The sequence below is a fragment of the Streptococcus sp. KHUD_017 genome (assembly GCF_054861245.1).
The window spans coordinates 1,677,501-1,690,681 of record NZ_CM142175.1 but is presented as its reverse complement, the minus strand read 5'-3'; the positions used below and the strand labels follow the sequence as shown (position 1 = coordinate 1,690,681).

General features: G+C 41.7%; 12 protein-coding genes, 2 tRNA genes and 2 rRNA genes (1 of these 16 only partly in view). 13 read left to right on the top strand and 3 right to left on the bottom strand.

Annotated features, from left to right (window positions below):
* Positions 1-4 precede the first annotated feature (4 nt).
* The 5 genes from ACVAMZ_RS08465 (at position 5) to ACVAMZ_RS08445 (ending at position 4,521) form a co-directional block, all read left to right on the top strand.
* Positions 5-568, top strand: a complete 564-nt coding sequence (locus ACVAMZ_RS08465; protein ID WP_461684588.1) for a sugar O-acetyltransferase — start codon at positions 5-7, stop codon at positions 566-568.
* 153 nt (positions 569-721) lie between these two features.
* On the top strand, positions 722-1,921 hold the full coding sequence (locus ACVAMZ_RS08460) for a carbohydrate-binding domain-containing protein (RefSeq protein ID WP_461684587.1): 1,200 nt from the start codon (positions 722-724) through the stop codon (positions 1,919-1,921).
* 136 nt (positions 1,922-2,057) lie between these two features.
* The gene (locus ACVAMZ_RS08455; protein ID WP_042759577.1) at positions 2,058-2,774 is read left to right on the top strand and encodes an ABC transporter ATP-binding protein; all 717 of its coding nucleotides are present in this window, start codon (positions 2,058-2,060) and stop codon (positions 2,772-2,774) included.
* Between the two features lies 1 nt (position 2,775).
* The gene (locus ACVAMZ_RS08450) at positions 2,776-3,858 is read left to right on the top strand and encodes an ABC transporter permease (RefSeq protein ID WP_006154045.1); all 1,083 of its coding nucleotides are present in this window, start codon (positions 2,776-2,778) and stop codon (positions 3,856-3,858) included.
* A 39-nt stretch (positions 3,859-3,897) separates the two neighbouring features.
* Positions 3,898-4,521, top strand: coding sequence for a TetR/AcrR family transcriptional regulator (locus tag ACVAMZ_RS08445; RefSeq protein WP_049530157.1), 624 nt, complete (start codon positions 3,898-3,900; stop codon positions 4,519-4,521).
* A gap of 162 nt (positions 4,522-4,683) precedes the next feature.
* On the opposite strand, the gene ACVAMZ_RS08440 is transcribed toward ACVAMZ_RS08445, so the two are convergent.
* The 3 genes from ACVAMZ_RS08440 to ACVAMZ_RS08430 form a co-directional block, all read right to left on the bottom strand.
* Positions 4,684-4,887 carry a CsbD family protein gene (locus ACVAMZ_RS08440; protein WP_263394097.1) on the bottom strand — a complete coding sequence of 68 codons (204 nt, stop codon included), beginning with the start codon at positions 4,885-4,887 and terminating at the stop codon, positions 4,684-4,686.
* Between the two features lie 116 nt (positions 4,888-5,003).
* On the bottom strand, positions 5,004-5,636 hold the full coding sequence (locus ACVAMZ_RS08435; protein WP_461684586.1) for a DUF421 domain-containing protein: 633 nt from the start codon (positions 5,634-5,636) through the stop codon (positions 5,004-5,006).
* Positions 5,633-6,085, bottom strand: a complete 453-nt coding sequence (locus tag ACVAMZ_RS08430) for a DUF3290 family protein (protein ID WP_008808395.1) — start codon at positions 6,083-6,085, stop codon at positions 5,633-5,635. The genes ACVAMZ_RS08435 and ACVAMZ_RS08430 overlap by 4 nt, the downstream gene beginning before the upstream one ends.
* A gap of 174 nt (positions 6,086-6,259) precedes the next feature.
* Here ACVAMZ_RS08430 and ACVAMZ_RS08425 point away from each other — a divergent pair, with 174 nt between their 5' ends.
* From ACVAMZ_RS08425 to ACVAMZ_RS08390, 8 genes are all read left to right on the top strand, one after another.
* Positions 6,260-7,024, top strand: a complete 765-nt coding sequence (locus ACVAMZ_RS08425; RefSeq protein ID WP_461684585.1) for a nucleoside phosphorylase — start codon at positions 6,260-6,262, stop codon at positions 7,022-7,024.
* 33 nt (positions 7,025-7,057) lie between these two features.
* Positions 7,058-8,434, top strand: coding sequence for a TrkH family potassium uptake protein (locus ACVAMZ_RS08420; protein ID WP_461684584.1), 1,377 nt, complete (start codon positions 7,058-7,060; stop codon positions 8,432-8,434).
* A gap of 13 nt (positions 8,435-8,447) precedes the next feature.
* Positions 8,448-9,116 (top strand): potassium channel family protein, encoded by a 669-nt coding sequence (locus ACVAMZ_RS08415; RefSeq protein ID WP_414273048.1) that lies wholly within the window; start codon positions 8,448-8,450, stop codon positions 9,114-9,116.
* A 206-nt stretch (positions 9,117-9,322) separates the two neighbouring features.
* Positions 9,323-9,934, top strand: a complete 612-nt coding sequence (rpsD, locus tag ACVAMZ_RS08410) for a 30S ribosomal protein S4 (protein WP_004253981.1) — start codon at positions 9,323-9,325, stop codon at positions 9,932-9,934.
* A gap of 136 nt (positions 9,935-10,070) precedes the next feature.
* Positions 10,071-10,142 (top strand) — tRNA-Glu (locus ACVAMZ_RS08405).
* A 227-nt stretch (positions 10,143-10,369) separates the two neighbouring features.
* Positions 10,370-11,918: ribosomal RNA gene (locus tag ACVAMZ_RS08400) — 16S ribosomal RNA — on the top strand.
* A 50-nt stretch (positions 11,919-11,968) separates the two neighbouring features.
* Positions 11,969-12,041, top strand: a tRNA-Ala gene (locus ACVAMZ_RS08395).
* Positions 12,042-12,166: 125 nt separating this feature from the next.
* Positions 12,167-13,181: ribosomal RNA gene (locus ACVAMZ_RS08390) — 23S ribosomal RNA — on the top strand (it continues 1,888 nt past the right edge of the window).
* Together the 16S and 23S rRNA genes with 2 tRNA genes alongside form the textbook arrangement of a ribosomal RNA operon.

The window sequence follows — 13,181 nt, the reverse complement described above, 5'->3', positions numbered from 1 at the left end:
AGATATGAAAAGTGAATACCAAAAAATGATTGCGGGAGAACCTTATCACCCGTTCGACCCAGAACTTCGTGCGCTAGCACAAACAGCACGACAAAAGCAAGCCTCCTTTAATGAAGAAGTCGATTCCGTAAAAGGTATGGAAATCATCAAAGGCTGGTTTGGTTCAACTGGTGAAAATCTCTATGTCAATACTCGTTTGGTGGTGGATTATGGTGTCAATATTCATTTGGGAGAAAATTTTTATTCCAATTGGAATCTGACCATGTTGGATGTTTGTCCAATTACCATTGGTGACAATGCCATGATTGGTCCTAACTGCCAATTTTTGACACCTCTTCATCCTCTAGATCCAGAAGAACGAAATTCAGGTTTAGAATTTGGAAAACCAATCACGATTGGTAAAAACTTCTGGGCAGGAGGTGGGGTTATTGTCCTTCCAGGTGTTACACTAGGTGATAATGTTGTTGCAGGAGCAGGAGCTGTCATTACTAAATCTTTTGGTGACAATGTAGTTCTGGCAGGCAACCCAGCACGAGTTATCAAAGAAATTCCAGTCAAAGAAAATTAAAAGAACAGCAAGATGCTGTTCTTTTTTGTACCATAAATAATGATTATTAATGAAGTTCGGATGGAGTTAAGAAAATTTTCAGAAAAAATTTAGGCTTCTTTTAGGAAAGTCCCGTAGACTAGGATCATGTAAATGAAAGACGAGGAAATGAGTATGAAAGCAAAAAAATGGACATTCTTATTAACGAGTATAGTAACTCTAGCACTGGTGACAGCTTGTACCCAGTCAACTTCAAATACAACAGCTAGCAATACCGCAACAACAACGGCATCCACTACAGATGCTAAGAAAACTAGCTATTTCACAGACAAGGACTACGATACTTCCTACGATGAAAAATCTGCATCAACTGTGACGCTGTCTGGATCTACTGCAACTGTTTCTGGTGAAGGAGTTGCTGTGTCAGACTCTACCGTTACCATCTCTAAGTCAGGAACCTATGTGATTTCTGGACAATCTGATGGTGTTCAAATCAAGATTGAAGCTGAAAAAACAGATGATGTGCATCTCGTGCTAAACGGTGTGACTATGACCAATACCAATGCTGCTATTTCTGCCACATCAGCCGGTCATGTTTACTTAACTCTAGCAGATGGTACAACCAATAGCCTGTCAGATTCAGCTTCTAATAGTGACGAAAAGGCAGACGCGGCCCTCTTTTCTAAAGTGGACTTAACCATCAATGGCAAGGGGACTCTCAATGTAGATGGCAAGAAAAATAATGGTATCAAGGCCAATGATACGCTTCACATCACAGGTGGAACCTACAACATCACAGCAGTCGGAGATGCCTTTAATGTCAATGATGAACTCAATATTACTGGCACAACCATGGCTATCGATGCCAAGGAAGATGGAGTTAAGGTCGATAATGATGAGGACACATCTGTAGGAACCATGTATCTCTCTGATAATACGATTACTGTTACTGCAGGGGACGATGGTATCCACGCATCAGGTGATTTGGTTATTGATAGTGGTACCTATACCGTTAAGAATTCTACAGAAGGGCTTGAAGGTAAGTCAATTACTATCAACGGTGGAGATATCGCCATCTATTCAACGGATGATGGTGTCAATGCAGCCAACAAAAATGCTCAACAAAGTGAAATTTTCTTCACTATGAATGGTGGGAACTTGACGGTTGAAGTTGGTCAAGGGGACACGGATCCAATTGACTCAAATGGTAATATTACAGTTAATGGAGGAACCATCAAAATGACTGGTCAAACTGGTTTTGACTTTGATGGAACAGCGACCTACACAGGCGGAGATATCTATCTCAATGGTGAAAAACAAACTGAAATCGTCAATTCTATGCCTGGAGGCGGTGGCCCTGGTGGTCAACCATAAAAGAAAACTCTCCTTCCTCGAAAGAGAAGGGAGATTTTTTTTCAATTTTCTACTTTCTACTTGACAAGTGAGCGTTCACTCACTATAATAGTCTCATGATTAAAAAGTGAGTAAACACTCACCTGAGAGGATTCAAATGAAAAAATTGTTACATTTAAAAGATTTAGAAAAATCTTTTGGTCGTCAAATGGTCTTAGATCACGTTGGTTTTGATTTAAAGCCTGGAGAAATCATTGGTCTAATCGGTCCATCAGGTGCTGGTAAATCAACTATGATTAAAACCATGCTAGGAATGGAAAAGGCGGATAGCGGTATCGCTTTAGTCTTGGACCATACTATGCCAAATCGTCATATTTTAGGTGATATTGGCTATATGGCTCAGTCTGATGCTCTTTATGAGGCCTTGTCAGGTCAAGAAAATCTAGAATTTTTTGGTCAGCTAAAAGGGCTATCCAAAAGAGATCTGACAGCTGAAATTGCCCATGTGGCTCAAGTTGTGGATCTGACAGAGCATTTGAATAAAACGGTATCCGGTTATTCTGGAGGAATGAAGCGACGCTTGTCTTTAGCCGTCGCGCTTCTGGGGAATCCTCAGCTCTTGATTTTGGACGAACCGACAGTTGGAATCGACCCTTCTCTTCGAAAGAAAATCTGGAAAGAATTATTCGCGCTTAGAGACAATGGGGTAGGGATATTAGTTACTACCCATGTTATGGATGAAGCAGAGTTAACGGATAAGGTCGGCTTATTATTAGGTGGAAAAATCATTGCTTTTGATACACCGCAACACTTAAAAGATAGTTATCAAGTTTCAAGTATTGAAGAAGTCTTTTTGAAAGCAGAAGGAGAGTAAGATGAGAACCATTGCTATTGCTAAAAAAGTTATCAAAGAATTGCTTCGTGACAAACGAACCTTGGCTATGATGTTTGTAGCGCCGGTATTTATTATGTGGCTGATGAACCTCATGTTTTCAGCTAGTACAACCGTGAATGTCAAGTTAGCGACACAAGATCTACCAACTGGTTTGGTAACAAAAATGGATGAGCTCGATCATGTGGACGTCGAGACTTATCAAGACTTAGATCAGGCTAAAAAAGCTCTAGCTGACGAGAAAGTAGATGCAGTCATATCGTATAAAGATGGTGAGTATCAGGTCGACTACGCAAATACGGATGCTTCTAAAACAACTATGACACGACAAGTGTTACGAACAAGTATCGTCAATGAAGGCACCGATCAGTTATTATCTCGTGTCAAACAAGCTCTTCCACAATTGAAATTAGATGAAAAGGCGCCTGAAATCAAAGAATCTTACCAATATGGAGATAAAAATACTGGATTCTTTGCACGTATGATTCCAATTTTAATTGGCTTTGTGGTCTTCTTCTTTGTCTTTTTGATTTCTGGTATGGCACTGTTGAAAGAGCGAACAAGTGGAACCTTGGATCGCTTGTTAGCAACCCCAGTGAAACGTTCTGAAATCGTCTATGGCTATATGTTGTCTTACGGTATTATTGCGATTTTTCAAACGGCAGTTGTCGTTTTAGCAGCAATTTGGCTACTAGATGTAGAAGTTGTAGGAAATATTTTAAATGTTATAATAGTTAATGTGGTACTGGCTCTTGTAGCACTAGCTTTTGGAATTCTCTTGTCTACTCTAGCAAAATCAGAATTCCAAATGATGCAATTTATTCCTCTCGTGATTATGCCCCAACTTTTTTTCTCAGGAATTATTCCATTGTCATCCATGGGAGAATGGGCTCCAACTGTGGGGAAATTTTTGCCATTAACCTATTCTGGTGATGCAATAAGCCAGATTATTCTTTACGGACACAATCTTGGTGATATTTTGTCAAATCTTGGTGTTTTAATGATTTTCTTGATCATTTTAACAATTCTCAATATTGTTGGATTGCGTCGTTATCGTAAAGTTTAGAAATCAACATAAATAATGCTAAAAAGGTGTGAAGATTGGATGGATAAGACTGTTTTTGAATCGTTTGAAGATTACTTAGAAGAAGCGAATTACCCTCAAGGAAAGAAAAAAATCATGCAGGCAGCAGTGGATCTCATATCAACCAGGAGTTACCATGGGACCTCAACTCTTCACATAGCTGAGCGTGCTGGACTAAGCCAGGCAACTTTGTTTAAGTATTTTAAGACGAAGGATGATTTACTGACGGCTATTTTACATCCTGTAGTCCCAGGCATTCTCGGTAGTTTTTTTGAGGAACTCTTAGCTTTTGAAACGACAGAAGAGAGGGTTCGTTATCTCGTCCATAATCGTATGAGCTATCTCAAAAAAAATCGTGCCTTGATGAAAATCATTCTACAAGAGAGTTTTTCAAATAAAAAACTAAAAAATGAACAGATTTTTATCTGGAATGCTATTCAAGATAAACTTCGAGTGCTTCATAAGGAATTGCTAGCAGATCCACGTGTAAATCCAGAGATAACGATTCCTCAAATGGTTCGCATCTGTATAGGTCCATTGTTAGCTTACTTCTCTCAACTATATATCATTGGTGACAATGTCGAAATTAGTGAAGAGGACTTAGGCTTATTGGAAAAACAAATCTTAGGTGGTTTGTGGAAATAGGAGGAGTATAGGAATTAGTTCTTTTTGCTTTAGGTTGAGCAACACATCATAAGAAGTATTTTCTAATATTAAAAAACATAATAATTTAAAGAAAAAACTCTTATCCCTAGCATATTAACAGCTTGGAATAAGAGTTTCTTATGTTATTAGGACGAAAAAGAATTATTCTCCGTCTTTTTTAAAGATGTTTTTTACGCCAGATACTGCACCTTCGACAGCTTCTTTAGCATCTTCGACAACTTCTTTAGCTTTTGAAGCTACCTTTTCTGCAGCTCCTTCTGCTTGAGTTTTTGTATCGCCAGTTAGTTTACCAAAACCTTCTTTAACAGAACCTTTAGTTTGGTTGAATTTTTCTTCGATTGACATGGGGGTTACCTCCGTTATTTTTTTGTATTATCTAAATTACATCAGATACTAATTTAAGTATATACCCTTTTATGCTAAAAAGCAAAAAACTGATACGAAAAGCATCAGTTTATTTTTTAATAGGTTACAACATTCAACTGGCCTTTATCATATTCAGCGATAAAGATATTAGAGACTTCTTCAAAACCTTCTTGTTTTAACTCATCCATTAACCACTCTTCAGTTTTGCCAATGGTTTCTAGGATTTCAACTTGGACAACACCGTCTGTGATGACTGGGTACTTAGGATTTTCGTCACCCATTCTTACGACAATTAGTTGTCCGTTTTGCTCAATCACAGCTCTCTTGACATCCTTTAATTGAAAGATTCCTTGAGCGCGCAATTTAAGAGCAACATCAGCAGCAGCTAGGCCTTTTGAGCGACAAGCTTCTGGATCTAATTTTCCGTTTTTTATGATAATAGTTGGTTTTCCATCAATCAGATGTTTGATGAAGTAAACATTGGTATTAAGCCATTTGAGTGACAGAATCAAAATCGTCCAGATGATGAGGATGACGACATATTGAAGGATGGTAATCGAGCTATTGTAGATGACCCCGCCGATAATACCCCCGAGAACAAAGTTCTGTATTTGGTCTACTGCAGAACTTGGCGCTAAATTTCCTTTTCCTGTTACGTTAATAACAAAAACAAGAGAAAGAAGCCCCCAGGCCAATTTAATTGCAATTGTAGCAAAAAAGCTTATCATTTTTCAACCTCCACCAGTTCTACATCTGTTTTATATAAGTCCATTTTTTCAAGTAAATAGCTATCTTGGTCAGTCCCGCTAATGGCGCGATAAAAATTGTCGCCAACCTTAATAATAGCTCCATCAGTAGTAGCTGAAGTATTGACATAAATATCTTTTTTATCAACACCTAACTCTTTTGATACAATCTCGATGAAGTGTAAGGAACTACGAAATTGATTATCATTGGATTGGCTGTTTTGAAAATTCGTAATGCTAATCAATACAAAAGCAATTAACGTCAAAATAGAAATGAGCGATAATTCACGGAACTTACTCCCTCTTTTATCTTTGAAAGCCTTAAATGCAAAGAATCCAGTCACAATCACTAAGAATGTCGACACAATAATCATGGTCCAATTCTGTTGACTAATCTGACTGAGAACATAGTCATATGAATAGAATTTCATAAGATTTCTCCTTTTTTAAATTCAATCTATTATAAACTAATTCCTAAACTATAGCAATTTTATTAGTAGGGGAAAAGCATTTTATTAGTGTCTCCTACTCAAGATAAGTTTTTCTCTCATCTTGACTTTCGTTTAGCTTTTGTTATAATAGTACAAATTTAGAGGGGGTGCTCTATGATTCAAAAACACGCTATTCCTATTTTAGAATTTGATGATAATCCTCAAGCAGTTATCATGCCAAATCACGAAGGCTTGGATTTACAGTTACCAAAGAAGTGCATCTATGCATTTTTGGAGGAGGAGATTGACCGCTATGCTCAGGAAGTAAGAGCAGAGTGCGTTGGGGAGTTTGTTTCTGCCACTAAAACCTATCCAGTTTATGTCATGGACTACAAAGGCGAAAAAGTTTGTCTAGCCCAAGCTCCTGTCGGTTCTGCCCCGGCCGCCCAGTTTATGGATTGGTTGATTGGCTACGGTGTGGAGAAAATCATTTCCACTGGAACCTGTGGCGTCCTAGCCGATATAGAGGAAAATGCCTTTCTCGTCCCTGTTCGCGCTCTGCGAGATGAGGGAGCCAGCTACCACTATGTAGCGCCTTCTCGTTATATAGAGATGCAGATTGAGGCTGTTTCTGCTATTGAGCAAGTCTTGGAACAACTAGGCATTCCTTATGAAGAGGTTATGACTTGGTCGACAGATGGTTTTTACCGAGAGACAGCTGAAAAAGTTGCCTATCGTAAGGAAGAAGGCTGTGCAGTTGTGGAGATGGAGTGTGCAGCTCTTGCAGCAGTTGCCCAACTACGTGGTGTTGTCTGGGGGGAATTGCTCTTTACCGCAGATTCCTTAGCGGATCTGGACAACTACGACAGTCGTGACTGGGGCTCTGAAGCTTTTGACAAGGCCTTGGAACTCTGTCTTGAAATCGTTAGTCATATGTGACTGCTTTAACTGATTTTGTGGTACAATGTAGCTATGTTATTCAAATCATTTTCGGAAAAAATAAACACGACCTTGGGGCGTTTGTCACCTGCTCGTCGAATTTTTTTAAGTTTTGCTTTGGTTATTTTCGTGGGCTCTCTTCTTTTGAGTCTGCCATTTGTGCAAGCAACAAGCTCCCAAGCGACCTATTTCGACCATCTCTTTACAGCAGTATCCATGGTCTGTGTGACAGGACTCTTTACTCAACCAGTAGCTACCACATATAACATCTGGGGTCAGTTAATCTGTATGTTTTTGATCCAGATTGGTGGTTTGGGTCTCATGACCTTTATAGGGGTCTTTTATATTCAAAGCAAGCAAAAGCTAAGTCTTCGTAGCCGTGAAACAATTCTGGAGAGCTTTAGTTATGGAGAAACTCAGTCTTTAATGGTTTTCATACGTTCGATTTTCTTGACGACTTTTATCGTTGAAGGACTCGGAGCCTTCCTGTTAAGTTTTCGTTTTGTTCCGGAATTTGGTTGGGGCCGAGGGATTTTCACCTCTATCTTTGTAGCTATTTCAGCTTTCTGTAATGCTGGTTTTGATAATTTTGGAAGTACAAGTTTAGTAGCTTTTCAAACTGATCCTTTGATTAATCTAGTGCTTGCTGCTTTGATCATCACAGGTGGTCTAGGGTTTATGGTTTGGTTTGACCTGGCCACGCAGTTGAGCAAGAAAAAACGTCGGCTTCGCTTTCATACCAAGTTGGTTCTCTTCTTGACAGCAGGAATTTTATTTACTGGAACAGTTTCAACCCTCTTGATCGAGTGGAACAATCCGGGAACGATTGGAAATCTCAGCATCCCTGATAAATTGCTAGTCAGTTTTTTCCAAACAGTTAGCATGAGAACGGCGGGTTTTGCTTCTATTGATTTTACCCAGGCTCGGCCTGTTACTTTGCTGATTTATATCTTACAAATGTTTCTCGGTGGGGCGCCTGGTGGAACAGCCGGGGGGCTTAAAATCACAACCTTCTTTGTATTATTAGTATTTGCACGCAGTGAACTTTTAGGATTACCCCATGCCAATATAGCTCGGAGAACAATTTTACCTCGGACAGTCCAAAAATCTTTCAGTGTTTTTATCATCTTCTTGCTAACTTTCTTGCTGGGCTTGATCCTGTTAGGGGTAACCGCAGAAGGGAATCCGCGCTTTATCTACATCATGTTCGAGACAATTTCTGCCCTTGCCACGGTCGGAGTGACGGCAAATCTGACACCAGAGTTAGGTAGATTAGCTCTTAGCATTATCATGCTACTGATGTTTATTGGACGAATTGGACCACTGACGCTATTAGTTAGTTTGGCTGAGTATCAACCAGATAAGAAAGATATGATCCACTATATGAAAGCAGATATTACGATAGGATAAGAAAGGATAAACTATGTCAGATCGGACAATTGGAATTTTAGGTTTGGGTATTTTTGGGAGTAGTGTACTTACCGCTCTCGCTCAGCATGATATAAATATTATCGCCATTGACGACCATGAGGAACGAATCAATCAGTTCGAACCAGTCTTGGTACGTGGAGTTGTTGGAGATATTACCGATGAAGAGCTCTTGCTCTCAGCAGGAATTGATACCTGCGATACAGTTGTGGTGGCAACTGGGGAAAATTTAGAATCTAGTGTGCTTGCAGTCATGCATTGCAAGAGTCTAGGAGTACCAACTGTTATTGCTAAGGTTAAAAGCTATACAGCAAAAAAAGTCCTTGAAAAAATTGGCGCAGATTCAGTCATTTCACCAGAATATGAGATGGGTCGTTCGTTGGCGCAGACTATTTTATTTAATAACAGCGTAGATGTCTTTCAGTTGGACAAAAATGTCTCGATAGTCGAAATGAAAATTCCACAATCGTGGGCAGGTAAGAGTCTAAGTGAACTTGATCTTCGAGGACAATACAATCTCAATATTCTTGGTTTTCGTGACTATGAAAATGCTCCTCTAGACGTTCAGTTTGGTCCAGATGATCAATTGAAAGCCGATGGCTATATGATGGCAGTAATCAATAACCAATATTTGGATACCTTATCTAAATTTAACGAAAAATAAAATAGATAGAAAATTCTCTTTACAAATCTAGTATTTCATGGTACAATAGCCTTTGTGTGAAATAGCAGCAGGAAAGCATGAAGCTCGTCAACAGATGTCTTATAACAAGTAACCTTGGCTGTTTAGGCGAAGGGCATCTGCACGAATCAGGGCTTTCTAAGTGACTATTTCCGCCGAAATTATATTTATATTAGGAGGACATACACATGTCACGTTATACAGGACCATCTTGGAAACAAGCTCGTCGCCTTGGCCTTTCACTTACAGGTACAGGTAAAGAATTGGCACGTCGTAATTACGTACCAGGACAACACGGACCAAACAACCGTTCTAAATTGTCAGAATACGGTTTGCAATTAGCTGAAAAACAAAAACTTCGTTTTACTTACGGTGTAGGTGAAAAACAATTCCGTAACTTGTTCGTACAAGCTACAAAAATCAAGGGCGGAATCCTAGGTTTCAACTTCATGCTTCTTTTGGAACGTCGTTTGGATAACGTAGTTTACCGTCTTGGTCTTGCGACTACTCGTCGTCAAGCTCGTCAATTCGTAAACCACGGTCACATCCTTGTTGACGGAAAACGTGTTGATATCCCATCATACCGCGTAACTCCAGGTCAAGTAATCTCAGTTCGCGAAAAATCATTGAAAGTTCCAGCTATCCTTGAAGCGGTTGAAGCTACTCTTGGACGCCCAGCATTCGTATCATTCGACGCTGAAAAATTGGAAGGTTCATTGACTCGTTTACCAGAACGTGATGAAATCAACCCAGAAATCAACGAAGCACTTATCGTTGAATTCTACAACAAGATGCTTTAATTTTAAGATATATTTTACGAAAAGCCTACAACAGTGGGCTTTTTTCTTTGTAAGAAATAAAAAATAAGAAAAATTTATCTCAAGTTCTTGACAAGATTCTAAAAGTAGGTATAATAGAAAGAGTTGACAAGCTCAGGGTCCGTTGGTCAAGGGGTTAAGACACCGCCTTTTCACGGCGGTAACACGGGTTCGAATCCCGTACGGACTATGGGTGTATCGCGGTTGATGGGAACAGGTTATAAAAAAAGTTAAAAAAACCTGTTGACAGAGAAAAATGACTGTGATATACTAATATAGTTGTCGCAAGCGCGACAAAGACCTTTGAAAACTGAACAAGACGAACCAATGTGCAGGGCACTATAACGGAAGTTATAGTACTGAACAATGAAAAAACAATAAATCTGTCAGTGACAGAAATGAGTGAGAACTCAAACTTTTAATGAGAGTTTGATCCTGGCTCAGGACGAACGCTGGCGGCGTGCCTAATACATGCAAGTAGAACGCTGAAGCTTGGTGCTTGCACCGAGCGGATGAGTTGCGAACGGGTGAGTAACGCGTAGGTAACCTGCCTGGTAGCGGGGGATAACTATTGGAAACGATAGCTAATACCGCATAACAGTAGATATCGCATGATATGTGCTTGAAAGGTGCAATTGCATCACTACCAGATGGACCTGCGTTGTATTAGCTAGTTGGTGAGGTAACGGCTCACCAAGGCAACGATACATAGCCGACCTGAGAGGGTGATCGGCCACACTGGGACTGAGACACGGCCCAGACTCCTACGGGAGGCAGCAGTAGGGAATCTTCGGCAATGGACGGAAGTCTGACCGAGCAACGCCGCGTGAGTGAAGAAGGTTTTCGGATCGTAAAGCTCTGTTGTAAGAGAAGAACGAGTGTGAGAGTGGAAAGTTCACACTGTGACGGTATCTTACCAGAAAGGGACGGCTAACTACGTGCCAGCAGCCGCGGTAATACGTAGGTCCCGAGCGTTGTCCGGATTTATTGGGCGTAAAGCGAGCGCAGGCGGTTAGATAAGTCTGAAGTTAAAGGCTGTGGCTTAACCATAGTACGCTTTGGAAACTGTTTAACTTGAGTGCAAGAGGGGAGAGTGGAATTCCATGTGTAGCGGTGAAATGCGTAGATATATGGAGGAACACCGGTGGCGAAAGCGGCTCTCTGGCTTGTAACTGACGCTGAGGCTCGAAAGCGTGGGGAGCAAACAGGATTAGATACCCTGGTAGTCCACGCCGTAAACGATGAGTGCTAGGTGTTAGACCCTTTCCGGGGTTTAGTGCCGTAGCTAACGCATTAAGCACTCCGCCTGGGGAGTACGACCGCAAGGTTGAAACTCAAAGGAATTGACGGGGGCCCGCACAAGCGGTGGAGCATGTGGTTTAATTCGAAGCAACGCGAAGAACCTTACCAGGTCTTGACATCCCTCTGACCGCTCTAGAGATAGAGTTTTCCTTCGGGACAGAGGTGACAGGTGGTGCATGGTTGTCGTCAGCTCGTGTCGTGAGATGTTGGGTTAAGTCCCGCAACGAGCGCAACCCCTATTGTTAGTTGCCATCATTCAGTTGGGCACTCTAGCGAGACTGCCGGTAATAAACCGGAGGAAGGTGGGGATGACGTCAAATCATCATGCCCCTTATGACCTGGGCTACACACGTGCTACAATGGTTGGTACAACGAGTCGCAAGCCGGTGACGGCAAGCTAATCTCTTAAAGCCAATCTCAGTTCGGATTGTAGGCTGCAACTCGCCTACATGAAGTCGGAATCGCTAGTAATCGCGGATCAGCACGCCGCGGTGAATACGTTCCCGGGCCTTGTACACACCGCCCGTCACACCACGAGAGTTTGTAACACCCGAAGTCGGTGAGGTAACCTTTTAGGAGCCAGCCGCCTAAGGTGGGATAGATGATTGGGGTGAAGTCGTAACAAGGTAGCCGTATCGGAAGGTGCGGCTGGATCACCTCCTTTCTAAGGATAAGGAATGCACATTGGTCTTGTTTAGTCTTGAGAGGTCTTGTGGGGCCTTAGCTCAGCTGGGAGAGCGCCTGCTTTGCACGCAGGAGGTCAGCGGTTCGATCCCGCTAGGCTCCATTGGTGAGAGATCACCAAGTAATGCACATTGAAAATTGAATATCTATATCAAATAGTAACAAGAAAATAAACCGAAAACGCTGTAGTATTAATAAGAGTTTATGACTGAAAGGTCAAAAAAGTAAGGTTAAGTTAATAAGGGCGCACGGTGGATGCCTTGGCACTAGGAGCCGAAGAAGGACGTGACAAACGACGATATGCCTTGGGTAGCTGTAAGTAAGCGATGATCCAGGGATTTCCGAATGGGGGAACCCAACAGGTACTACCTGTTACCCATATCTGTTAAGGATATGAGGAGGAAGACGCAGTGAACTGAAACATCTAAGTAGCTGCAGGAAGAGAAAGCAAAAGCGATTGCCTTAGTAGCGGCGAGCGAAACGGCAGGAGGGCAAACCGAAGAGTTTACTCTTCGGGGTTGTAGGACTGCAATGTGGACTCAAAGACTATAGAAGAATGACATGGGAAGGTCAGCCAAAGAGAGTGAGAGCCTCGTATTTAAAATAGTCTTTGTACCTAGCAGTATCCTGAGTACGGCGAGACACGTGAAATCTCGTCGGAATCTGGGAGGACCATCTCCCAACCCTAAATACTCCCTAGTGACCGATAGTGAACCAGTACCGTGAGGGAAAGGTGAAAAGCACCCCGGGAGGGGAGTGAAATAGAACCTGAAACCGTGTGCCTACAACAAGTTCGAGCCCGTTAATGGGTGAGAGCGTGCCTTTTGTAGAATGAACCGGCGAGTTACGATATGATGCGAGGTTAAGTTGAAGAGACGGAGCCGTAGGGAAACCGAGTCTGAATAGGGCGCTTTAGTATTATGTCGTAGACCCGAAACCATGTGACCTACCCATGAGCAGGTTGAAGGTGCGGTAAGACGCACTGGAGGACCGAACCAGGGCACGTTGAAAAGTGCTTGGATGACTTGTGGGTAGCGGAGAAATTCCAAACGAACTTGGAGATAGCTGGTTCTCTCCGAAATAGCTTTAGGGCTAGCGTCGACATCAAGATTCTTGGAGGTAGAGCACTGTTTGGGTGAGGGGTCCATCCCGGATTACCAATCTCAGATAAACTCCGAATGCCAATGAATTATGGTCGGCAGTCAGACTGCGAGTGCTAAGATCCGTAGTCGAAAGGGAAACA

What these genes read in the sequence shown, in the direction of transcription:
- ACVAMZ_RS08445 (WP_049530157.1), top strand. Translation starts at nt 3,898, where the DNA reads ATGGATAAGACTGTTTTTGAATCGTTTGAAGATTACTTAGAAGAAGCG.
- rpsD (WP_004253981.1), top strand. Translation starts at nt 9,323, where the DNA reads ATGTCACGTTATACAGGACCATCTTGGAAACAAGCTCGTCGCCTTGGC.
- ACVAMZ_RS08465 (WP_461684588.1), top strand. Translation starts at nt 5, where the DNA reads ATGAAAAGTGAATACCAAAAAATGATTGCGGGAGAACCTTATCACCCG.
- ACVAMZ_RS08430 (WP_008808395.1), bottom strand. Translation starts at nt 6,085, where the DNA reads ATGAAATTCTATTCATATGACTATGTTCTCAGTCAGATTAGTCAACAG.
- ACVAMZ_RS08455 (WP_042759577.1), top strand. Translation starts at nt 2,058, where the DNA reads ATGAAAAAATTGTTACATTTAAAAGATTTAGAAAAATCTTTTGGTCGT.
- ACVAMZ_RS08450 (WP_006154045.1), top strand. Translation starts at nt 2,776, where the DNA reads ATGAGAACCATTGCTATTGCTAAAAAAGTTATCAAAGAATTGCTTCGT.
- ACVAMZ_RS08440 (WP_263394097.1), bottom strand. Translation starts at nt 4,887, where the DNA reads ATGTCAATCGAAGAAAAATTCAACCAAACTAAAGGTTCTGTTAAAGAA.
- ACVAMZ_RS08435 (WP_461684586.1), bottom strand. Translation starts at nt 5,636, where the DNA reads ATGATAAGCTTTTTTGCTACAATTGCAATTAAATTGGCCTGGGGGCTT.
- ACVAMZ_RS08460 (WP_461684587.1), top strand. Translation starts at nt 722, where the DNA reads ATGAAAGCAAAAAAATGGACATTCTTATTAACGAGTATAGTAACTCTA.
- ACVAMZ_RS08425 (WP_461684585.1), top strand. Translation starts at nt 6,260, where the DNA reads ATGATTCAAAAACACGCTATTCCTATTTTAGAATTTGATGATAATCCT.
- ACVAMZ_RS08420 (WP_461684584.1), top strand. Translation starts at nt 7,058, where the DNA reads ATGTTATTCAAATCATTTTCGGAAAAAATAAACACGACCTTGGGGCGT.
- ACVAMZ_RS08415 (WP_414273048.1), top strand. Translation starts at nt 8,448, where the DNA reads ATGTCAGATCGGACAATTGGAATTTTAGGTTTGGGTATTTTTGGGAGT.